Here is a 24,467-nt window from a genome sequence, read left to right on the forward strand (position 1 = left end):
AACGCTGGCTTGCTCGACTTAATTTCCGCGTCGTAATCTTCTGATTCTAGCTCGTTACCAGTCGGCGTAAGGTATCAGCGGCTGCGGCGGTAAATCCATGTCGCCCTGCCATCCGGCGGCGGAATACCGTACATAGAGCAGGAAATGGCTGGGCGCATAATCTTTCGCCTGCTGGATATCGATTGCCGTACCGACAAACCAGTTGGATGTGACGCGGCGTTCAAGTAATGCCCGCGCCGTGTAGCCAAAGCCCTGACTGCTGCCACCGTCGTTGGTCTGGCCGGCTGCATCGTCTTTCCAGTCAGTCGGGATCAGGTTCATCAGCGGATAACGCGGCATGGTTTTGGTTCGTGAATGCGACCACGAGCCAGACGCACCCAGCTCCCACGACCAGTTTTCCGTCCGCTCGCGCCACATCACCGGTACGGCAAACGACAGGTATTCCTGCGGGCTGTAGTAACCGCCCTGACCGAGTGAGTACCCACTCAGGTCTTTGTCGTAATGCCAGATCATATTGTTCAGACCAATGGTGACGCGGCGATTGTTCTGGTTGATGACTTTATAGTAATAGCCCGTCATCCAGCGCACGCGCCAGTTATCTTCGACATTTTTGCCGGTTAACTGGTCGCCGCTAAGCGATGCCCAGACGCCGTTCGCTTCACCTTTATCGTAGCTCAGGCTTAGCCCCACGCCATCAGCACGCACGCCGCCCCATTTTTTCCCGGTGTTGCCCGGGGAGTCTTTTTGCCCGCCAAAGGCCAGCAAGGAACTGGAGATGGGGCGACGATGGGCGTTAATGGTGTAACCAAGCGGCCCCACGTCGTCGCTGTAACTGATGCCACCAACGACATCCACCACGTTGAAGCCCATCGGCGTGGTGCCGATATCCCAGCTCCAGACGTCATTGCGCCAGCCGACAGCAACGCTGGCACCGGAATCCGACTGACTGCGATTGCCGCTACAATCCTGTAACGTACAGGTGCCCCAGTTGTTATCCCATTTACCCTCAGCGTCGGCGGAGAAACTGCCAACGTTCATATTGACGAAATCACTGCGGAAGAACATTCGCCCGTCGGAATACGGCGCATCCACCTGCAACATGGTGGTGTGCGCTTTCAGATCAGAATAGCCACCAGTACCGCTCGAACCCCAGTAATCATGTTCGAGGGTGACGTTGAGATCCTGCTGACGATAGAGGTCCGCCGCATCGCTGCGCACGCCGCGTTTCAGCCAGTCGTCCTTCTCGTCATTGCGGGTCAGACGGGTAAAGGTGTCGTTATCCTGCGGACGCGTTGTCGCCACACCGGATGCGACCATTGCGTCTTTGTAGGTTTCCAGCGCCTGCTGCGGTTCCCCTGCCTGCGCTTCAAAACTCGCGCCATCGCGCAGAACCATCGCGCTTTCCATCGACGGTGGTTGAGATTTTGCCTGTGGGATCAGCCTGTTAAACGTCTGCTGCGCCGCCGCGGTATCGCCAAGCTGTGCCTGCACCAGCGCCACACGCCGTTGCGTGTTCAGCGACGCGTTATCGGTGGCGGGCAGTTTCGCCAGTTGGCTGCGCGCTGCCGCTTTGTCGCCTGCAGCAATATCCACTTCCGTCAGGCCAAGAATGGCATCGATGTTATTCGGCTCGCGCGTCAGGACATTCTGATACGCAGCGCGGGCGGCGGTGTAATCACGCCGTTGCTGCGCCCAGTCGGCCAGCGTGAGGTCAATGCGCGTGGAAGGTGGTTGCTGGCGCAGCATCGCTTCCGCTTCGGCCTCTTTGCCGCTTTCCCGCAGACGGTTAGCGGTTTCCAGCACCTGATCGCTTTGCAGCCGATTAACCAGCTCCTGAATATTGCTGTTCCACTGCGCGCGCGGCAGGCTGTTGATATGCGCCAGCGCCGCCCGCTCCTGATCGTGACCGGAGAGATACAGCCCGTAAGCGTAAACCTGCTCCGGATCGTCTGGTTTCTGCTGTGCCAGATTGCGCATCAGGGTATCGGCCTGGCTACGTTGCCCGGCCTGCCAGAGATCCTGCGACAGCCGGTAAGTAATCCATACACTGCCGGGATCCAGCGCCAGCCGTTGCCGCTGAAGCGCTGCCGCCTGCGCCCATTTGCCCTGATTTTCCAGTGCCTCCGCCTGCTGTGCCAGACGATCGTTTTGCAGGCTGCGTTCGATGTCATCAACGCTGCGCCGCTGGCTGGCCGGGAGCGAGGCAATAAACGCTTCGGCTTTTTCCGGTGACTGCTGGCGATAAATATTCGCCAGTCCGCGCACGGCGTTGGTGTTGCTGCTGTCCATGCGCAGCGTCTGCTGATAATAACGTTCCGCGGCGGGGTAATCTTTGCGCGCCATTGCCACATCACCCAGTCCCAGCACTGCATAGCTGTCGGCGTTATCAACACTGCGCGCCTGCCGGAACAACCGTTCGGCCTGCTCTGGATTATTGGCTTTCAGCGCAGCATCACCCTGCTGGATCGCCAGCCAGTAGCGGTTCACTTTCAACAGGCTGTTCCACTTGTCATTGTTGCTGCTGTGCGGGTCCAGCGCGAGGGCTTTTTCCAGATTCACCACCGCATTCGCGCGATCGCCTTTCTGGGAATACGCCTGGCCCAGCGCCCCCAATATTGCACCAGTGTCAGGGTTATCATTATTAAGTATTCTCAACTGACTAATCGCTTCGTTGCGACGGGATGCTATTTGCGCCACTGTACTCCAGTACTCCATCGCCATTTCGACATCTGGCGGTGCCCCATTAAATAGCCTGTCGTAATTGGCAATAGCCTCTTTGTGACGCCCGGAGATAGCTTGTAAACGTGCCATTTGCAGTGCCTGACGGCCATCAGGCGAGGAAAGTCGCATAGCCGTGTGCGATGCTTGATATATTTTTGAATCCGGTGCGAGCAGGAAAAGCCTGGTAAGTTGTTTTTGTGCACCGTCAATATTTCCCCTTCGCAGCAGATAGCGAAAACGAGCCGCAACGACATCTGGATTATTGGGTTCCACCAATTCAAGACGATAAAGCGATTGCTCGACCAGATCTTCGCGGTGAGTGTCTTCGCCTAACCGAACCTGCGCCATCAACAACTGATGAGCAGTTGGCGCGGCTTCCGTCATCGGCAGCATCGACAAACCAAGGGATAGTGTGAGCAAATTTAGGGTGAATTTGTACATGCCTGGCCTCAATCAGGTGTTAACTCACTTTTTATTAGAAACAGAATGAGTGCAGCTCCCCGCCCTGCCTGTTTAAGGCCAGGACAGGATTGAGCTGCAAAATAAAAATGACGATGAATTACTGTTGATGAGGATTCAGACGACGGCGGCTAATAATGCGTAGCAGACGCCAGGCCACCCATGCCAATAGCACCACACTGAGTGTTGCCAACACCGCCAACAGAACGGGATGTCTCGCTAACACGTATTGGATACGCTCAAACCAGGGAAGATCCCCCACATAATAAGTATCTCCAGCCCGTAAACTATCGACACCAGATTCACGAATAACCGCGACTGAGCCAAAGATATTGCCGCGCTTTACACTATCAACCAACGCATTGTTGAGTAACCCATCGCCGCGTGCTCCTTCGGTCATCAATGCAATTACGCTACGTTGGGTATGATACGGGGACTGAAAACCAACCACCGCAGCCATTGGCGATGGGGAAACTATGGTTGATTGTGTTTCCGAATTTTGATCGTTTTTATCTGCCTCAATTTGGACATATTTAGCGTGCCGCATTGGACTTTTTACCCAACGTGTCGTTGCCTCAATAAGCAGATTTATTTGCTGTTTGTCTTCTAATTCTTGTGGAAGTGTCCCTATCAACAGAATGTCTGCATCCCTGCTCCGAACGGAGCTTATATCATCAGTAATTGTCAGATTAATGGCTGGAAACCCGGTTTGAGCACCAATCAATCCCAGGGTATTTAGCAATATTTCAACCTGCGTTGCACCAGGCTTTTCAGGCATAACGACAACTGTTTCTGATAAATCAGCCATTCGACTAAAAGGAAAGCCTGCGCTGACAAAGGCGCGTAAATCAGGCATGGCGATAAAGTGATGATACTTTGAAAAATCGATAGTGGAATCATCTGCAATGACTGCATGATTTTTCAAAGGCCGGGAAATAATACAGCTATCAGCATCAGCGCGCGGTATCGTATTAACGTATTCAAAATTAAATCGCAATTGATTGAGCGCCCCCAGTGTCAACGCCGGAACGGTAATTTTATTATTGTCATCCAACAATTCTTGCAATAACGGTAAATGTAACAGCAGTCGATCCGTAGCAGATTGAGTATTTAGACGAAAAGATTCCAGGTACTGATTATTAAGGCTGACATCCACGCGCGAACCACTCACCATTGGTGTGGTATAGCGATAGTTAATCTTCATATCAACACCGCGGTTACGTAGCAGAAAGAGATCTGGTGGCAAATTAAATGAAATATTAATTGCCGCAGACTCCAGGGCGCTTGCCTGTAATTGCCCTTCATATGTCTTAAGCTCTGCGAAAGTTACAGGACGGTCAGTGCGTACCCAATTTGGCGCATCATAAGGTTTGCGCGGCAAAAGCGGCTCCACATCATTGACGACCACACTATCGCCGCGAAACAGTATATTTCCCTGCGCAAGGCCTTTTGCCGCCTGTAATAAATCGTTGTCATCGCGACCAAAAAGTACCAACAATTTGACGAAAGGATTTTGCGGATGGTTGATCATTTCAATAACAGGTGCATTCACCAACGGATGATCACGTAGAAAGTCTGGTCGTCTATTATTAGTGGCAAATACCACTGCATTACTTTCTGGTAACTGGTCATAGAAAACAGGGAATCGATGACCACGCCATCCCGATTGTGCACCAAACCACGAAGCGACAATTGCTGATGCCTGCTGCAACCCTTTGTCAGGAGTACCGGCAAATACCATCGGCAATGTATTGGTACGGTTATCTCGTGGATCAAAGAATGGCACCGGAAAATATGAAAGATCATTTTTCAGATTGAGTCTCTGAAACGTCAGTTCCAGTTCGCTGTTGCGCCCAATATCAAGCCACAGGCTGCTGCTGGTCAAATTTTCACATGCACTCTGGTAGTGACTAATTAATTCGAAACGCAAGCGGTTAAAATCGGAGAAATACAATGGATTGAGAGATATTTCCGTCAACATTTTTTTCCCCAGTTGTTCTTTGAAAATCGGTAATACCTCCATCAACTCATCATTAAGATAAACCTTAAGTTGTGACTGGACAGGGAGTAACGACGGCGATGGGGTATACTCAAGTTTTAGTTTCGCTTCTGAAACCATTTCATCACTGCGCATACCAAACTCAATATGACCCTGAGGGTTTACTCCACTCAGAACAATATTACCTGGCACTGCTGCTATTTGCGTAAATGGGAGCTTTAACTGGCGGGATGGCACTTTTTCATAAATAGAAATGTTCTCCTTCTGCACAGAAGGTAATATTATCCCGGTGGTAGGTTTATTAATCGTTGTATGTGTAGTCGATGCTGCATTTGCCTGATAAATGCATAACAACCCCAAGAAAATTATTGCAAAACCAGCCTTAAAAAACTTTCTTCCCATTTTAAAAACTCAAGAACAAAAAACAAATACACACAATAAATATTTAGTTAGCAACCAGAAACAAAACTAACCCTTAGAACGTCCATTAATATTCTGGAGAATATAAAAAATCATATTACAGTAACCTTTCAGAGAGATGAAAGATATTTCAAAAAAGCTCTTTAGAATATTATCCCGGGATATTTTATCATTCCATTCTTGCCATATTGAATCACGAGAAAATGTCGCTCTAACATAATTAATACTTTGTTCATGGCTCATTGGCATAATCTTCAGGCCAATTTTATTATTGTAAGCATGAACTATTTGTACTGGAATATCGCATTTTCCGTAACCATCATCCAGATGAAGAGACAACCGCTGTGTTTTATCAAAATCTTTTAGGTCGGAAATATTATCAATGATAACCCCTAGTCCTCCTTCGGAGAAATCAAGAACAGAACAAGGGTAGTTTCGCCCATCAGTCAGTTGGATCACACCTTTGAAAGACACGTCGATACGCGGAGAAAAACGCACCTGTTTTTGTTCAATAGAGACAGCCAAAGTTGCGCCAATAATAATTGTATTATAAAGCAACCAAACTAAACAAAAGAGATTCAGGATCGCAATATGCCCTTGCAAATTATAAAAATTAACAATACCCATTATCAATCCAAGTAAGTTTAAAATAGCAAAAATGAGGTAGGGATATGATATTCGCCAGTCAACAAACTTATTTTTTATTAATCCCCCTTTAGCCGTAACATTAAAGCGCCCTTTTGCCGGAGCAAGTAATGCAACAAGCGTCGGTAGCGTAATGTACCAGGCCAGCACCATTTCGTAAATCTCATTCCAGAAAGAATGCCTGTATTTTCCTTGTATTCTTGAGTTAGTTAAAACGATAACAAATAGATAAGGCAAAACATAAGACATAATATCCGCTATCGATGCATCTATCAGATTAACTGAAAAGAAAATGGGGCATAATGGTGCACACAAGAAAATCAGTCGTGGCACACCTGATAAAAAGTGCATCATGCTGCTGAGATAGCAAAGGCGCTGTGATAATGTCAGGCCTTTGCCTAATAATGGATTGTCAATACGCAAGATTTGGATCATTCCCCTGGCCCACCGAATCCGTTGCCCAATATGGGCTGATAATGTTTCGGTGGCAAGTCCGGCAGCCAGAGGATAGCGAAGGTACGCAGAGCTGTAACCTGCACGATGCAAACGTAACGACGTATGCGCATCTTCCGTTACTGTTTCGACTGCAATGCCACCCACCTCATCCAAAGCAGATCTACGGATAATTGCGCACGAACCACAAAAAAATGAAGCATTCCAGGTATCCGTTCCATTCTGGATTAATCCATAAAAGAGATGCCCTTCATTTGGCTTTTGCCGAAACTGTCCCAGATTTCGCTCAAAAGGATCAGGGGAGAAAAAATGATGTGGTGTTTGCAACATCGACAATTTTTCATCAGCAATAAACCAACCCATTGTTTTCGTTAAAAAAGAAACAGAAGGTATATGATCGCAATCAAAAATAGCAACAAATTCTCCGTTAGCTATTTTAAGCGCATTATTTATGTTTCCGGCCTTAGCATGTTCATGTGTTTCTCTTGCGACATAATGAATGCCTGATTCATCTGCGAATCTTCTAAACTCTTGCCTGGCGCCATCATCAAGGATCCAGACGTGTAATTTATCTTTTGGCCAGTCTAATGCCAGTGCACCATAAACTGTATTCTTCACAACCGTCAGAGGTTCATTATAAGTGGGTATTAATATATCAACATTAGGCCATTCTTCTTTATTGTCTGGTAAGGGTATACACTCTCTGTTCAATGGAAAGCAAACCTGAAAGTAACCCAGTAATAAGACAAGCCAGGCATACGTCTCAGCAACTAATAGCGTTACTGAAAAGAAGCTGTCTGGAACCTCATCCAGGATAACTGAAGAAGAGTAACGCCACCATAGATATCTGGAAGATATGAGTACGCCAATCCCCATCAAAATAAGGGTAATTATCCTTCCCTTAACAAAATTGATGAGAAAAACAGAGATGCAAATGATAATAGAGAATAATATTTGTTGATAACGTCCAAGAGGCTGTTCGACAATCGATATAAAAACAAAACATAGCAATATAGCAACAACCAGAAGGATTTTGTTGTATGCTTCTTTATTTTTAAAGATCATGGCATCTAGTCATTCATTAATACTATTATTCAAACTGTGTGTTTTTTTGAAACATAAGGAACCAATTCAATGAAATTTAACACATTAACACCATGTTATCTGAGCTCTACCATTTTGCTTACTTTTGTATAATCGTTCATCTGCCAACAATTTCAACCGTTCAATATTATTCATGCACTCGTCAGTATTAGCTACGCCAATGCTGCAACTACAATTCAACCCACCCATCGAGAAATGAACAATTCGGTGCAAAATTCTTGTTAGTTGACTTACATCTTTATCATGATAAATGATAGCGAACTCATCGCCACCAAACCGATAAATTTCACCTTTACTGCGAGGCAATTCATCTTTAATAAGATTAACTATTTTTATGAGTACCTCATCACCAAACAAATGGCCAAACTTATCATTAATGGTTTTAAATTTATCTATGTCAAACAGACATAAGTATCCAAATTTTTCGCTCAATATTTTGATATCTTTATCAAAACTCCGGCGACCAGAAGCCCGTGTAAGCGCATCATAAGTGCCAAAATCATATATTTCTCTAATTGCATTGACCTCTTCAGCATTAAAGAATAGATTTTCTCCACGTAAACCATAATGATGATCCGACAATATAGATTCTTTTTCCAACCTACCCTTATATATAATGTTTTGCAGCAAATTAATATAATAGTAATATATTATGACTGCAGATACCGCCGAAGCAAAAACAAATAGCAAACACATATAAATATACTTGCTTTTTTTGTAAGCCACGATAAATATCATTTCAGGGATGTAAGAATATGTCAGGGTGATAGCCGAGATCTCAAATACAGCATCATTTATCAAAAAATCATCACCAGCAATTTTCTTTTCATTATCATTAATATCATAAAATGAGACATAGATATCTTCTCGTTCCCCTGACTGATTTCTTATCAGAGATAAATAACGTTCTGGCTCCACTACTGATATCAAACTAGTTCTTTTTGCTATGGGATGTGCATAATAAACATAGTATTTATCTTTTAAACTAATAACACCTCTTTCAAATTCGTTAATTACCCGAACAGAGGAAACTATGTCGTCACAAAAATCATCTCCTTTTGACGTAATTTTGATACATTTATCATCACTAATCATATAAGGACCCAGATCATATAAATATCCAGGATGTTGGAAATTTGAAAAGCTATCGCGTATTTTATTTAACAGTTCATCTGGTGATATCTCTAGTTCATAAAATACATTATTAGATACTGAACGACGATACTCAGACACATTAGCAATAGCAAGCCCACTATCAATAATAGATACCTTTACCGAATTAACTCGGTCTTTAACATACATAGTGTATAAATAACAAGTAACTACAGAGACGCACAAAAAATACAAAAAACAGATTCCTGCGACCTTTTTTTTATATTTGAACATTGCGTTATTTTCTTTTTTTCGGTTTATTGTCTATATGCCACTCTGAAAATGGTAACGGTTTCTGGTATAAGTATCCCTGGACATGAGAGAATCCTAACTTTTGTAATTCTCTGGCCTGGCTTTCGGTTTCAACACCTTCAGCTATAACCGGCATATTTTCTTCACGGGCAAGGCTGGATATGAAATAGACAATTCTGTTTGTTTCATCGAAAATTCCTGAGGTAAACTCCGAATCAATTTTAATGCTATCAGGCCTTACTTTATAAAGTTTTTTCAAATCAGCTAAACCGCTGCCGAAATCATCAAGTGAAATCTTAATACCGTTTTCTTTTAAAATATTTATATTATTGTAAAAGCTATCATTTATGTCTTTTACTGCCGATTCGGTGATCTCCAGGCAGATTTGATCAGCATTTATACTAAACGTATTAATTAATGACAAAACCCGGAAGTGGAAATCAAATTCATTTAATTGCCACGGAGATACATTAATATGCAGGAGAAAATCATTCGTAATTTCATATTCACGGCTAAATGCCCCAAATTCTCCAATAGCCGTTACCAGTACAAAATCACCCAATTCTTTAATTAAGCCAATTTCTTCAGCAACAGGTACGAAAATTGATGGTGGTATTATGCCATTTTCAACTGACAACCAACGGCATAACGCCTCCGCACCTACAACCTTATTATTCGCCATATCAATAATAGGTTGATAGACTAAATAAAACTCACTACTCGCAATCCCCTTTTTTATATTTCCAGCGACCCAGACCTTTTGATCAAGTTCATGAGCCTTGATGTCATCATAAAACATAAATTCAGATTCTTTATTTTCTCGCATAGCCGTTAATGCCAGTTTCAGCTTGCCTTCATAATTTGATACATTTTCCCCTACAAAAGTTTCGCAAATAGCAATTTTATGAACATAAATATTTCTTAGACAAATAATATGATCAGGGAGATTTAAAATTGATAATTGCTCGATGAACTCTTCACAATGAGTATGACATAGCAACAAATATGTTTCAGTTGAGACTTTCAGTATGTCACAGTATCGAGAATATTTTTCTGATATTTTTGATTTTATATCATTTATAATCTCGTCATATTTTTTACTTCCATGTATCGCCTCAACAAACTCTAATCCATAGATACAAAGCATTCCAACTGCTAAGTAGGTTTTATTGTTGGTTTCAATAACAGATTTATTGATATAGAAGCAACTTCCTTGCTCACAAGAAACAAGATTAAGTAACCGCTCCATTCGTTCTTTGTATTTATCACTTATGTTATTAATGATTTTTTTCAGCTCAATAATCTCACTGCTGTCATTTTGCACAATTTCAATTTTGTCGTTGCGGTATACTGAATTCGCTAATTTTTTCAAATGCTCTATCAGTTTATTGGACTCTTTTTTAATTTTCTTTGTTATCTTTTCAACAACATACCATAATAAACAGAAGCAAACCAAACCACATAAAAACATCAATGTAAAATATTTATTGATGTTTGCATCCTCTGATTTCTGATAGTGAAAATAATGGAATCTGACATCAGGAAGTCTGGGGAGTGATATGACATTATCAGTATAGTTGCCACTGTCATTACTTATGTTATAACTACCTGATGAGTTACGAACAATAAGATGCAGCATTGATTTTTCATTACCTACCATAATTTTTTTATTCTGCTCCATGAATAAAATATCAGCTTCACCAGCCAATTTATTAAGATAATTACTAAAATATCTTTCATCAAGATCTAAATGCATTAACTTCAGAGCAAACGAATTTTTTTCTTCTTCGGATGGACGTAATGAAAACGAGAAACATTTTTTCCCTGCAATGCCATAGCAGTTATACCACGGTGACCATTTTGAATAAGTCCCTTTCGGCAATTTATTCCAGGGGCGAGATTCAGGATCAAAGTATTTATCGCTAATTTCACCATCAACCCCAGTAAAAGGTTTACCGGGTTCTGATTGGCCAAAAAACTTAATCACACCACCATCAGTTCGAATAAAGCTAAGATACTTCCCGTTATTCAACATTATCCCAACTAGATTAACGGAATCTATTTTTTTCATCCGATGGATGACCGCTTGTTTGATTTCATTTTCATCATGTAACAGATAAATAGCATCTTTTAACGCATCAGCTTCTTTTTCAATTTTAGAAAAAAATTATTTAAATTATTGTTAATAAGTATAAGATTAATACGCGAAGAATTTTCTTCTATTTTTTTATGAAAATCAATCGCCGTAATAAATGACAAAATAATATAGACTGTAACGGCTAATATAAGCGCAGTGTTAAATCTTGAATTTAATTTTTCAGTAATGCTATACATATTGGAGTTCTGACTAAAGTGTTATCAATAGTTCCGATATTACATCGTATAAAATTACTTATAATTGATGGTGTTAATATCCCTCATTATGATTTTATTACTTGAAACATTTCCTCCCAACGAATATACCATGATGAGAAGATTCATTTTTCCTTAATTTACCAAAGTGATTATCATAGTTTTTACTTTAACTGAACCAACATTGTTATACTTAATATTCGTGCTTTTGTCTCTTTTTCCCACGCTACCGCCTTTCGTTAATTTTCAACGAAATAATTAAGATATGAAAATATTTATAAATGTCGACATAACTGTCACATACCGCACAGTTGCGCCATCGCCACTTTTACCACCCAAAAGAGGCATTAATATGTAATCTCAGCAATCTATTCCGTTTATTTATCTGTTCTTCAGATATGAGCAATGTGACTCTTTTAACCCAAATAAATTAATCAATAACCTTAGAGAAAGTGGTCATTATTAGTTGATTGCTAAGGCTGTAGAGCGCCCATCAACCTGAACAGATAAATACGTTGAGGAATACACGATCGATAAAACAATAAGGTGCAGTGGCAGACGACTATTTTATTTTTAAAACAATAGTCTGTGAACCATGCCTGGTATGAGTAGATTCTAGTGAGAGAAGGTTTTTGTAAGTTTAAAATCCTATAAAATATCAACTTAGAAGAATTTTAAACCAGATTAGAAATGTATTTTCTACATAACGAAACAATAGTTGCAACTATTTTCAGCAAATTTAACCAAAAGTAATAACATGCAACATTGTTGATACAGATCAAAAAAAACGATTTTATAGTGCTGGGCGTTGTTTAAACTTTGTCCTCAAAAATCAAACTGTTACCATAAGAAATAGTTCACTGCGGAACTCAGAATAATAACGCGCAAAATAGCCAACAATTTAAATTATCACCATATCTAAAAATAAAGCTTTCCGATAACTTAAATTCGTATTATCACGACAACATTTATCACCATTCATCTCTTAAGAAAAACTTAACTTTAGCGTTATCAGATCGACTCGTTCTTTTAATCTATTTCCTGCCCAAACCCCAATCGGTGATAAATGACATCAGCACAATGTTGTACCAGCGCAACTGTTTTTCCTGAACGCTCTCAGCATAGACCGATCTTTCGCTAATATTTAATAGATATCTCTAAACAGGGGGATGTGTGGAAAATAAGAAATGCGAAAATGGTGGAATAAAAATTACAATCTGCTGTACATTTTATTTTTACAAATAAATTTTGCTGAAAGCTCGTGTAAAGAGGGAATAAGAAAACAGAGTGCGGACAACAAGTTCACACTCTGCACTAATTCATTTAGACGTGAGCAACGGGTTTTGGCGTGTGTCCGGCATTGCGTAGCAGCATCAGTAAGTAGATAAACGACACACTGGCGATCATGATAAACAGCAGATTATCAGAAAAATTCTGCATTAGCATGGCAGTAAAAGACGGCCCAAACAAACTACCCACGGTATAACTCAACAACAATGCTTGATTCATTGCGACCAGTTGATGATGTTCAACTTTCTCACAAGCCCAGGCCATCGCCACCGGATAGAGCGTAAAACCGGCTGCACCGAGGATGAACAATGCTGGAGCCATTGCCGCCTGACTTAACATCGCGATACTACCGAGAATGACGACAAATACCTGAACACGCAGTACCAGCAGACGACCAAATTTATCCGCCAGACGGCCAATTGGCCATTGCCCGAGGATACCGGCACTAACCAGTACCGCCATCCAGAATCCGATGCTGGCATTGCTAATCCCTTTATGATTGAGGTACAGAGGCATCAGACCATACAAAGAACCCAGAACGATTCCCGAGATAATGCAGCCATTCACGCCAAGTCGTGCCTGGCGAAGTTTTAGCATTGACGTCATGGGCGTCGAAGCATGATTTTCAGCCTGTTGATTCAGGATACGAGTAAACAGCAGCGGCAAGATCCCCGCCAGGGTCAACCCCGTAGCCCACGGCAATACGCTCATCAATTCGGTTGAAACTTTACTGAGCAGTAACTGGCCTAAAAACGTCCCCACATAATAAACCATCATATAGGCAGCAAGTAACCGCCCACGGTTACGTGACGTTCCGCTGCACATCAGCGCGCTTTCCACCACAACCCAAATCATGGCGCAACCGACGCCTGCGACGAAACGCCAGGCTAACCAGCTCCAGAATCCAATCATCAAACCAAGCCCGACACAGCCTGCCGCAAAAATGAAGGAAGCAAGGTAATAACTGCGATTAAACCCAAAGCGTTTAATGACATACCCTGTCAGTAAAGTACCGACCAGGTTGCCGGTAAAATAAGATGAACTGACGACACCGACCTGCCATGTGGGCAAATGCGCCTGGGCGAGCCATAGCGGCACCAGTGTATTTAACACCGCGATCGCCAGAGTCAACAAAAGTAAGCCAGACAGCAAAAGCATGACAGGCCGGGTATACGTGGACATGAATTAAAACCGTGAGGAAGCTCAAATTTCATGCGCATCATGCCACCACCAAAAACATTGTCAATGGGTGAAAATACGTACATAACGTAGCGGCTGTATTATCGATTTATATTACTCATTCATAACACTAATGACGAAAAGATAATCAGTCTCATCTACTTGTTTTTATTGAACTAACATAAAGTTCATGCATTTCGTTCAGTCGAAAAATTTCATGGTCACAGCAAACCTGGATTTCCCGTCTATGCTTTCAGGGCAACGCATCGCGTCTGAACGATTTCAGGCGTACCACTGACTCTCGAAAGGAGAAGAGAATGACCAAACCGTATGTTCGTCTCGATAAAAATGATGCTGCTGTTTTGTTAGTTGATCACCAGGCTGGTTTACTTTCCCTTGTGCGGGATATTGAACCTGACAAATTTAAAAATAACGTGCTGGCGCTGGGTGACTTAGCTAAATATTTCAATTTGCCTACCATTCTTACCACCAGCTTTGAAACTGTTCCTAACGGCCCACTGGTCCCTGAACTGAAAGCACAGTTTCCGGATGCACCTTATATTGCGCGTCCTGGAAATATTAACGCCTGGGATAACGAAGATTTTGTCAAAGCAGTTAAAGCGACAGGTAAAAAACAACTGATTATTGCAGGGGTGGTAACCGAGGTTTGCGTAGCATTTCCGGCACTTTCCGCAATTGAAGAAGGGTTTGATGTCTTTGTGGTGACTGACGCGTCAGGAACCTTTAACGAAATTACCCGGCATTCGGCATGGGATCGCATGTCACAAGCGGGGGCGCAATTGATGACGTGGTTTGGTGTCGCCTGCGAACTGCACCGTGACTGGCGTAACGATATCGAAGGCCTGGCGACGCTGTTCTCTAACCACATTCCTGATTATCGTAATTTGATGACCAGTTACGACACCTTAACGAAACAGAAATAATCGGGATAGGAGCTGATCTCACGATCAGCTTCCTCCCACACCACCGTATGTACGGGGCCGTATACGGCGGTTCGGTTATGTTGATCGTCGCCTGCCTATACTTCTGGCAGGCCCAGTCTGGAGAACAGCTTATTGGGGAGTGCTGTATTCAGTGCCGGACTACAGCTTATCCGCCACTCTTTATGGCAGCTTCCTGCTGTTTGCGCCGCAAGGTCCTTGCTTACGCCTCGACTGCGCAACTCCCTGAAGCGGTTGCGGCCCGTTTTCCACTGTTTCCAGAGTATGCTTCGCAGCCTGCGCCTTATCCATCCGTTCAGCTCTCGCATCAGCGATGGCCTCTGGTTCAGCCCGTAGTAACTTTTCCAGCCCGTCAGATATCGTCTTAGCGGCTGAGTTAGCTGTTCAAGGCTTCTCCCTGTGTTGCGTCCGGTCAGTGCTCTTATCCGCATTTTGAACCGTTTTATCGACTCCGGCGATACCACGCACCATACCTTCCGCCCCCTTATGAAGCTGTATCCAAGGAACTTGCGCGTTTCAGGGCGTGCTACAGCACTCTTCTTCGCGTTGACCTTCAGCTTCAGTTTATGGCTCAGCCAGTGCGTCAACCCCGCCATGATCCGGTTGCCTGCCCGTTCGCTTTTCACGTAGACATTACAGTCGTCTGCGTACCGCACGAACTTCAGACCACGTTTCTCCAGTTCCTTGTCGAGGTCGTCAAGCAGCAGGTTCGATAGCAGCGGCGACAGTGGGCCGCCCTGCGGCGTTCCTTCTGTCACCGGCCTTACCAGACCTGCGTCCATCACCCCTGCATTCAGGAACCTGCGGATAAGTGACAACACCCGTTTATCCGATACTCGTTTCTCTATCCGGCTCATCAGCACATCGTGATTTACCCGGTCGAAGAACTTCTCCAGATCGAGGTCGACCACCCAGTGATACCCGGCCCCGATATGTTCCCGGGCTTGTATCACTGCCTGGTGGGCCGAACGACCGGGACGGAACCCGTAGCTGTTGTCGCTGAACGAGCTATCCCACTGTGCCTGCAATACCTGCATCATCGCCTGCTGGATGAAGCGATCCACCACCGTCGGGATGCCCAGCAGACGTTCGCCGCCGCCGGGCTTCGGTATGGACACTCTTCTCACAGGAGATGGGCGGTATCTGCCGGACAGCAGTTGCGCTTTCAGCTCTGGCCAGTGGTGCCTCAGGTAGTCCGGCAGTTCGCTTACGCGCATACCATCGACTCCCGCTGCACCTTTGTTGGCTTTAACTCTTTTCAGGGCTTGCCTGAGATTGACTGGTTCACAAATGGCTTCCATCAGCCACACTGTTGACGACGGACTTTCTCTGTTCGTCGGTGCCTGCACGGTTTCAGCCCCCGGAAGGGCGGCGTTCGGGGCTTCACCCCGTTCCCCGGCCTCAGGGTCGCGATGCGTTTTCTGCTGCATGACCGTTCAGAACCTCCGTTGATACTCGTCACTCATTACCGTTCGGGCCTTCGGGTGTCATGCCCTACTATGCCCTCTGCTGACTCCTGTCCGCCGGTCAGCGCCCCTTACGGTACGCTCAGTTCTGGATACAGAACGACGGACAGGCCTCCCGGGGTAAGTTCAGCCGCCTTCACCACACACCTGTCCGATTTACCACCCCGGTTCTTGATGGTTATGGCCTTCGCAATTCTTTGCTTGCTCCGCCAACCGGGTAGGCCTCGTATCGGATTTCTGTTCGTCAGGTCATGGATTTGCTTCACGCTTCCTTCAGACCCCGCCTCACGACGACGCCCTTGCGCTTCGCTAGTCCTTCGCCACCATCAGGCTGGACAGGGGACTTTCACCCCCGAGCTGCTGAACATGCCCGGCACACAAAGAGAACCGGGGCCGAAACCCCGGTTATAACGCTTTAGCTGGCAACAGCCATACCCACGGTCATATGCAAACCGTAGAATACGCCGCGACCGATTAATTCCCCTGCAAGAAGCAGGATGAATGACACGGAAAGCAGCGGCACCGCAGGCTGAAAACCTTTTAACTGCGGAGCAATCCACAAGCACAGTGCCACAGCGATAAGCACAATCCGCCAGGCCATCAGTGCACCGTAATCCGGCACCAGCGCCGCAGCCTGTTGTACAGAAGAGTGAATCGTAGCGAGTTCAGCCCCCTGCATTACAGACATTACACCGCTCACCACCAACGCCAGCACTGAAATTGCCGGAAGTAAACGCATCACCCAGCCATTAACCCCCGCCAGACGCAGTAACAGATATCCCAGCAGCGGGCCACCCATAAACATGGTCAGGAAGAAGCCCATCGGTGTCCAGATGCTGTACCAGGTCGGTACGGTATCGATGCTGTTATACACACGTACCATCATCCAGACAAATACCACACCGAGAACCATCGTCACCACCAGCCACAGCGCGCGTAATACCGGTGACAGCTTTTTCAGCATTGCCAGCAACCAGCCGATGCCACCAACGGCAAAAAAGATCGAACCGCTGGCGATTTCGTTACTCAACGCCGAAGCGCCAACCCGATTGAGTGAGTTAAAGGCGCGCATCGGTGAACCAAGGTGAAGCATTGAGGCAATAAAGCCAATGCCCATCAGTACCCACAAGCCAAACATACAGGCAATAACCCGCTGTTGGGTATCGGCCCGAAGTTCACCTTTCAACAAGGCAAATGCCAGAACGATAAAACCGCCCACTACACACTGCCCGAAGACCGTGAAGATCATCAACGGCCATTCATGCCATCCACTTCCCATCTCACACCTCCTTCGGATTTGCCAGGTAGCCAGTGGTATCCCCGGTTGGGCGGCTGTTGGCGTTAGGTTTGATCACAATATTTGGTTTGGTAAAGTGCGCTCTTGGCAACGGCGCAACGGCGGCCAGATCGCCATGTTTTTTACGCAACTCGTCGATAGGGCCGAAATCCAGCGCCCGCAGCGGGCAAGACTCGACACAGATCGGTTTTTTACCTTCCGCGACACGATCATAACAACCATCACATTTGGTCATATGTCCTTTGGTTTCGTTGTACTGTGGCGCACCATACGGGCAAGCCATATGGCAGTAACGACAGCCAATACACACATCTTCATCGACAACGACAAAACCATCTTCACGTTTATGCATCGCGCCGCTCGGGCAGACTTTGGTACACGCCGGATCTTCGCAGTGATTACATGAAATCGAGAGATAGTAGGCAAATACGTTCTGATGCCAGACGCCGTTATCTTCCTGCCAGTCGCCGCCCGCATATTCATAAATTCGGCGGAAGCTGACTTCTGGTGTCAAATCTTTGTAGTCTTTACAAGCCAGTTCGCAGGTTTTGCAACCGGTGCAACGACTGGAATCAATAAAAAATCCATACTGGGTTGTCATCGGTTACTCCTTACACCTTTTCAACCTGAACGAGGTTTGTATGTGACGGATTCCCCTTGGCGAGAGGAGATGGGCGTTGAGTGGTCAGTACGTTGATACAACCGCCCTGATCAACACGTTTCGCATCGGGGTCATACCAAGCACCTTCACCCAATGCGACCACGCCCGGCATCATTCGTGGCGTTACTTTCGCCTCAATATGAACCTCACCGCGATCGTTAAAGATCCGCACCTTATCGCCATTGTTGATACCGCGTTTTTGCGCATCAATTGGGTTGATCCACATTTCCTGGCGACAAGCCGCTTTCAGCACATCAACGTTACCGTAGGTGGAGTGCACACGAGATTTGTAGTGGAAACCTGTAAGTTGCAGCGGATACTGTTTATTCAGCGGATCCTGATAACTTTCAAAGCCCGGCGTGTAGATCGGCAGTGGATCGATCACATCGCCTTCTGGCAATTCCCAGGTAGCTGCAATATCAGCCAGTGCCTGTGAATAGATCTCAATTTTGCCCGATGGCGTGGTCAATGGATTTGCCTGCGGATCTTCCCGGAAGGCTTTATAAGCAACGTGATGCCCTTGTGGATCACGCTTTTTAAAGATCCCCTGCTTACGAAACTCTTCAAAGGTCGGCAATTCAGGAATCGCTTCTCGCGACTGGGCATACAGGTGGCGCATCCACTCTTCCTGGGTACGCCCTTCAGTAAACTGTTGCTCGACGCCAAGGCGTTTTGCCAGTTCGCTGGTCATCTCATAGATGGTCTTACATTCAAAGCGCGGTTTAATCACCTGGTCATTGAAAATTACGTAGGACATATTTCCGCAGGAAGCATCCAGCGCAAAGTCCATCTGCTCAGAGGCGGTGCAATCCGGCAACAGGATGTCAGCATATTTTGCTGATGAGGTCATGTGGCAGTCGATAACTACAATCAATTCGCACTTCTTATCATCCTGAAGGATTTCATGGGTGCGGTTGATTTCCGAGTGCTGGTTAATCAGGCAGTTACCGGCATAGTTCCAGATCATCTTAATCGGAACATCCAGCTTATCTTTACCGCGCACACCATCACGCAGCGCTGTCATTTCCGGGCCGCGTTCAATCGCATCGGTCCACATAAACATGGAAATGCTGGTTTGGATCGGGTTTTCGAGGGTCGGCATACGGACAAACGGTAAGCTGTATGAGCCTTCGCGCGCCCCGGTGTTGCCACCGTTAATACCGACGTTACCGGTGAGGATCGCCAGCATTGAGATAGCACGAGTGGCGATTTCACCGTTAGCATGGCGTTGTGGTCCCCAACCCTGGCTGATAAACGCCGGTTTAGTGCTGCCAATTTCCCGCGCCAGTTTGATGATTTTGTCCGCCGGAATACCCGTAATTTGCGAAGCCCATTCCGGCGTTTTAGCAACGCCGTCCGGCCCTTCACCCAGAATGTAGGCTTTATAGTGACCGTTTTTCGGCGCACTGGCAGGCAACGTTTTTTCGTCGTAACCGACACAATATTTATCGAGAAACTCTTGATCAACCAGGTTTTCAGTGATCATGACATATGCCAGACCATTAACCAGTGCGGCATCTGTTCCCGGACGGATCGGGATCCATTCATCTTCGCGCCCGGCACCGGTGTCTGTATAGCGCGGATCGATAATGATCATGCGAGCATTTGATTTCTGACGCGCCTGTTCGAGGTAATAAGTCACCCCGCCGCCGCTCATTCGCGTTTCGCCCGGGTTATTACCAAACAGTACCACCAGCTTACTGTTTTCAATATCTGACGGGCTGTTGCCATCAGCCCAGCCGCCGTAGGTATAGTTCAGACCTTCCGCAATTTGCGCGGAGGAGTAGTCACCATAATGGTTCAGGTAACCGCCACAGCAGTTCATTAAACGCGCCACCAGGGTATTTCCCGGTGGCCAGGAGCGGGTCATGGTGCCGCCCAGCGTACCTGTACCATAGTTCAGATAGATGGATTCGTTGCCATATTCTTTAATCAGACGCTGCATATTAGTAGCGATAATGTCGTAGGCTTCTTCCCAGCTAATGCGCTCAAATTTGCCTTCACCACGCGCCCCTACCCGTTTCATCGGATATTTCAGACGATCAGGATTATAAACGCGACGACGCATGGAACGCCCACGCAGACAGGCGCGCACCTGATGCAGGCCGTCGTAATTGTCATCACCGGTATTATCCGTTTCGACGTATTTGATCTCACCGTCCACGACATGCATACGTAGCGGGCAGCGGCTGCCACAGTTAACTGTACAGGCGCTCCAGACAACCTTCTCGTCAGAATTTGCCACAATGGCGTTATCGACAGCGTGCGCTATTCGACTAAAAGGTAATGTTAATGCGCTGCTGGCCATCGCCAGGCCGCCGATCGCTGTCGTTTTTACCAAACCACGGCGACTCACCTCAGCAGCCAATACCGCATCAGGGATTTTCGTTTTCATAATGGCTCACTCAAGCTTGCTTACGATTGATTCCAGTAACAAACCGTATTGTGTAATTATTTTTATAGCGGTGCGCTATATAGGCTTGTATACATCGAATGATTTGAAAATCAACGAGATAGATAGATTTTCACTCGAAAGTAGTATTACGCGTAAGTGAAATGTAATTATTGTTTGGTATCAAAAGGAGACAAAAAAAGCGCCCGCAGGCGCTTTTTAGATTCGGCATATTTAGATATTAGCCAATATATTCCAGTCCGTTCATGTACGGACGCAGAACTTCTGGTACTTCAATACGGCCATCAGCCTGCTGATAGTTTTCCATTACCGCAACCAACGTACGACCAACAGCCAGACCAGAACCGTTCAGGGTATGAACCAGACGGGTTTTCTTGTCTGACTTGCTGCGGCAACGTGCCTGCATACGACGTGCCTGGAAATCCCAGACGTTAGAGCAGGAAGAGATCTCGCGGTAGGTGTTCTGTGCCGGGATCCATACTTCCAGGTCGTAAGTTTTGCAAGCGCCAAAGCCCATGTCGCCAGTGCAAAGAATGATTTTACGGTACGGCAGACCCAGCAGTTGCAGGACTTTTTCTGCATGACCGGTCATCTCTTCCAGTGCCGCCATAGAGTCTTCCGGACGCACGATCTGAACCATTTCAACTTTGTCGAACTGGTGCATACGGATCAGGCCGCGAGTGTCACGACCATAAGAACCAGCTTCAGAACGGAAGCACGGTGTATGGGCGGTCATCTTAATTGGCAGATCATCTTCATCGATGATTTCACCGCGCACCAGGTTGGTCAGCGGAACTTCCGCCGTCGGGATCAGCGCGTAGTTACTGGTGTCAGCTTCTTCTTCCAGCGGACGAGTATGGAACAGGTCACCAGCAAATTTCGGCAACTGACCAGTACCGTACAGCGTGTCCTGGTTAACCAGATACGGGACATAGTTTTCGCTATAGCCATGCTGCTCGGTGTGCAGATCCAGCATAAACTGCGACAGCGCACGGTGCATGCGAGCGATTTGCCCTTTCATCACCACAAAGCGCGAACCGGTCAGCTTAACTGCTGCTGCAAAGTCAAGACCTGAGTGCATTTCACCCAGCGTCACGTGGTCACGAACTTCAAAGTCAAACTCGCGCGGGGTGCCCCAGCGGCTAACTTCAACGTTGTCATTTTCGTCTTTACCTACCGGCACTTCATCTGCAGGCAGGTTAGGGATTGTCAGCGCGATATCGCGAATTTCAGCCTGTAAAGCATCCAGCTCGGCTTTTGCTGCATCCAGCTCTTCGCCCAGTTTGTTCACTTCCAGACGTAAAGGCTCAATATCTTCCCCGCGCGCTTTCGCCTGGCCAATGGATTTCGATCGGGAGTTACGCTCCGCTTGCAGGTTTTCCGTTTTGACCTGCAATACTTTACGACGCTCTTCAAGAGCGCCCAGCTTATCTACATCCAGCTTAAAGCCCCGGCGTGCCAGTTTTTCAGCGACTGCGTCTGGCTCATTACGCAGCAGATTGGGATCGAGCATGCTTATCCTGTGCTTATCGAATTAAATGGGAGATGTGGCCACAGCCTGCGACCACAGGGATACAGTAACAACATTACCGCAACGATAACATTAACGGTAGCGTTTTATGGGGCTATTTTGATCCTGTTCAGCCAGCCAGGCGAGCTTTTCGCCAATCTTGCCTTCAAGGCCTCTGTTGGTCGGGAAATAATAGCGTGTTTGTGCTATTTCCGGCGGGAAGTAAACCTCACCGGCGGCATAAGCGTTTGCTTCATCATGAGCGTAACGATATTCCTGCCCGTAGCCCATTTCCTTCATCAGTTTGGTCGGCGCATTGCGCAAGTGAACTGGCACGTCATAATCCGGACGTTCGCGAGCATCGGCCAGCGCGGCTTTAAACGCAGTATACACAGCGTTACTTTTTGGTGCGCAAGCCAGATAAACAATCGCCTGGGCAATGGCGCGCTCGCCCTCTGCCGGACCCACCCGGGTAAAGCAATCCCAGGCAGCTATTGCCACCTGCATCGCACGCGGATCAGCATTGCCGACATCTTCCGACGCTATTGCAAGGCAGCGACGTGCGACATATAACGGATCGCCACCGGCAGTAATAATTCGCGCATACCAGTAAAGCGCCGCATCGGGGGCGCTACCGCGCACAGATTTATGCAGCGCGGAAATCAGATCGTAAAAGCGATCGCCTTTGTTATCGAAGCGGGCACTGCGCTCACCGGCGATTTCCGTCAATAATTCTGTCTTCAGAACACGTTTACCGCTGTTATCGACTTCGGCCATATCCGCCATCATTTCCAGCGTATTTAACGCCCGGCGCGCATCGCCATTCACCAGTTCAGCAATCGCCCGACGCGTCTCATCTGGCAGAACAATATCTTGCCCACCGTAACCGCGGGTTCTGTCTTCCATCGCCTGAGTCAGTACTTGCTCAATATCCTCTGTGCTAAGGGATTTCAGCAGATAAACTCGGGCACGGGAAAGCAATGCCGAGTTAAGTTCAAACGACGGGTTTTCAGTCGTCGCGCCAATGAAAGTGATGGTGCCATCTTCAATATGCGGTAGAAAAGCATCCTGCTGACTTTTGTTGAAGCGGTGAACTTCATCAACAAACAGAATGGTGCGCCGACCGGCATTGCGGTTCTGCCGCGCTCGCTCGATTGCCTCGCGAATCTCTTTAACGCCAGAGGTGACGGCTGAAATGCGTTCCACATCAGCATTCGCATAGCGGGCAATGACTTCTGCGAGGGTCGTTTTACCAGTACCGGGTGGCCCCCAGAGGATCATGGAATGCAAGTGCCCCGCTTCGATAGCACGCGGCAACGGTTTCCCCGCAGCCAGCAAATGCTGCTGGCCGATATACTGTGCTAAATTTTCTGGCCGCATACGCGCGGCCAGAGGTTGAAAAGTATTATCCGAAAAATCGAGCGACAGATTGCTCACTCAGGGCCTCTACTTACGTTGGTCATCTACCGTTACGCCTTGCGGCGGGGTGAAGGTAAATTTCGCTGCATCCACAGCACCGTTTTGCTGGGATTTCAGTTGATAACTACTGCGCTGATCGTCCTGCTCTACCGCACTAAACTGATGGATCGTACCATCGCGCCCCACATTAATGGTGAATTGCTTCAGATTGCCATTGCTGGCTTTCGGCGTCAGGATAAAGTCATCGCCATTCTGTTTGATGTTGTATTGCTGCCAGTCACTGGACTGGTTACGGGCAATCAGCATAAACGGCGTATTGCCGGTGGCATCTTTCAGCCAGGTTGCCGTGGCTTGTTCAACAAAGGGATTATAGAACCACAGTGTTTTACCGTCAGAAACCAGAACACTTTCATCCGGCTGAGTCATATGCCAGTTAAACAGATTAGGGCGTTTCACCCATAAATCCCCCTGACCTTCCTGTACAGCAGCGCCGCTACCGTCAGTGACCTTTTGCGTAAAGCTGGCATGGAAACTGCTGACTTTATCCAGGCGGCTTTTCAGATCGCTTGCGGCGTCAGCCCAAACGCTGCTCGCCACGAAGCTTGAGAGTAATGCACAGGTGATGGCAATTTTTTTCATCATTGTTCCTCAAATTACGTCACTCCCAAACGGGAGTTCCCTCTACTCTCTATTCCAGGCTAATAATCAGCTTG

14 protein-coding genes and 1 pseudogene are annotated in these 24,467 nt (G+C 46.5%); 1 reads left to right on the forward strand and 14 read right to left on the reverse strand.

Going from position 1 to position 24,467, the window contains the following annotated elements; genetic code table 11:
• Positions 1 to 54: 54 nt before the first annotated feature.
• The 7 genes and pseudogenes from bcsC to C1192_RS07740 form a co-directional block, all read right to left on the reverse strand.
• Positions 55 to 3,162 (reverse strand): cellulose synthase complex outer membrane protein BcsC, encoded by a 3,108-nt coding sequence (gene bcsC, locus C1192_RS07715; protein ID WP_103194785.1) that lies wholly within the window; start codon positions 3,160 to 3,162, stop codon positions 55 to 57.
• Positions 3,163 to 3,280: 118 nt separating this feature from the next.
• Positions 3,281 to 5,581: a cellulose biosynthesis cyclic di-GMP-binding regulatory protein BcsB gene (bcsB, locus tag C1192_RS07720; protein WP_072041578.1), complete on the reverse strand. Its 2,301-nt coding sequence runs from the start codon at positions 5,579 to 5,581 to the stop codon at positions 3,281 to 3,283.
• Positions 5,582 to 5,647: 66 nt separating this feature from the next.
• A complete protein-coding gene (gene bcsA, locus C1192_RS07725; protein ID WP_052463008.1) occupies positions 5,648 to 7,762 on the reverse strand; it encodes a UDP-forming cellulose synthase catalytic subunit in 2,115 nt (704 codons plus the stop codon).
• A gap of 84 nt (positions 7,763 to 7,846) precedes the next feature.
• A complete protein-coding gene (locus tag C1192_RS07730; RefSeq protein ID WP_038354797.1) occupies positions 7,847 to 9,187 on the reverse strand; it encodes a GGDEF domain-containing protein in 1,341 nt (446 codons plus the stop codon).
• A 4-nt stretch (positions 9,188 to 9,191) separates the two neighbouring features.
• The gene (locus C1192_RS07735) at positions 9,192 to 11,360 is read right to left on the reverse strand and encodes an EAL domain-containing protein (protein ID WP_306173864.1); all 2,169 of its coding nucleotides are present in this window, start codon (positions 11,358 to 11,360) and stop codon (positions 9,192 to 9,194) included.
• 1,240 nt (positions 11,361 to 12,600) lie between these two features.
• A pseudogene (locus C1192_RS25655) lies at positions 12,601 to 12,699 on the reverse strand (hypothetical protein); the annotation flags it as partial.
• 181 nt (positions 12,700 to 12,880) lie between these two features.
• Positions 12,881 to 14,029 carry an MFS transporter gene (locus tag C1192_RS07740; protein WP_000109280.1) on the reverse strand — a complete coding sequence of 383 codons (1,149 nt, stop codon included), beginning with the start codon at positions 14,027 to 14,029 and terminating at the stop codon, positions 12,881 to 12,883.
• A gap of 314 nt (positions 14,030 to 14,343) precedes the next feature.
• Between C1192_RS07740 and ycaC the strand changes: the two genes are divergently transcribed.
• A complete protein-coding gene (gene ycaC, locus C1192_RS07745; protein ID WP_038354795.1) occupies positions 14,344 to 14,970 on the forward strand; it encodes an isochorismate family cysteine hydrolase YcaC in 627 nt (208 codons plus the stop codon).
• A 95-nt stretch (positions 14,971 to 15,065) separates the two neighbouring features.
• On the opposite strand, the gene ltrA is transcribed toward ycaC, so the two are convergent.
• The 7 genes from ltrA to lolA all read right to left on the reverse strand — a co-directional run bounded on the left by ltrA (position 15,066) and on the right by lolA (position 24,393).
• Positions 15,066 to 16,418: a group II intron reverse transcriptase/maturase gene (ltrA, locus tag C1192_RS07750; RefSeq protein ID WP_103194786.1), complete on the reverse strand. Its 1,353-nt coding sequence runs from the start codon at positions 16,416 to 16,418 to the stop codon at positions 15,066 to 15,068.
• A 451-nt stretch (positions 16,419 to 16,869) separates the two neighbouring features.
• On the reverse strand, positions 16,870 to 17,733 hold the full coding sequence (dmsC, locus tag C1192_RS07755; RefSeq protein WP_001516103.1) for a dimethyl sulfoxide reductase anchor subunit DmsC: 864 nt from the start codon (positions 17,731 to 17,733) through the stop codon (positions 16,870 to 16,872).
• A gap of 1 nt (position 17,734) precedes the next feature.
• A complete protein-coding gene (gene dmsB / locus C1192_RS07760) occupies positions 17,735 to 18,352 on the reverse strand; it encodes a dimethylsulfoxide reductase iron-sulfur subunit DmsB (protein ID WP_000213098.1) in 618 nt (205 codons plus the stop codon).
• Positions 18,353 to 18,362: 10 nt separating this feature from the next.
• The gene (gene dmsA, locus C1192_RS07765) at positions 18,363 to 20,807 is read right to left on the reverse strand and encodes a dimethylsulfoxide reductase subunit A (RefSeq protein ID WP_038355168.1); all 2,445 of its coding nucleotides are present in this window, start codon (positions 20,805 to 20,807) and stop codon (positions 18,363 to 18,365) included.
• Positions 20,808 to 21,045: 238 nt separating this feature from the next.
• A complete protein-coding gene (gene serS / locus C1192_RS07770; protein WP_000886683.1) occupies positions 21,046 to 22,338 on the reverse strand; it encodes a serine--tRNA ligase in 1,293 nt (430 codons plus the stop codon).
• Positions 22,339 to 22,428: 90 nt separating this feature from the next.
• Positions 22,429 to 23,772 (reverse strand): replication-associated recombination protein RarA, encoded by a 1,344-nt coding sequence (rarA, locus tag C1192_RS07775; RefSeq protein WP_038355169.1) that lies wholly within the window; start codon positions 23,770 to 23,772, stop codon positions 22,429 to 22,431.
• A 9-nt stretch (positions 23,773 to 23,781) separates the two neighbouring features.
• Complete coding sequence (lolA, locus tag C1192_RS07780; RefSeq protein WP_001516101.1) at positions 23,782 to 24,393, reverse strand: outer membrane lipoprotein periplasmic chaperone LolA; 612 nt, start codon at positions 24,391 to 24,393, stop codon at positions 23,782 to 23,784.
• Positions 24,394 to 24,467 lie beyond the last annotated feature (74 nt).

The organism is Escherichia marmotae (assembly GCF_002900365.1).
Taxonomy (GTDB): domain Bacteria; phylum Pseudomonadota; class Gammaproteobacteria; order Enterobacterales; family Enterobacteriaceae; genus Escherichia; species Escherichia marmotae.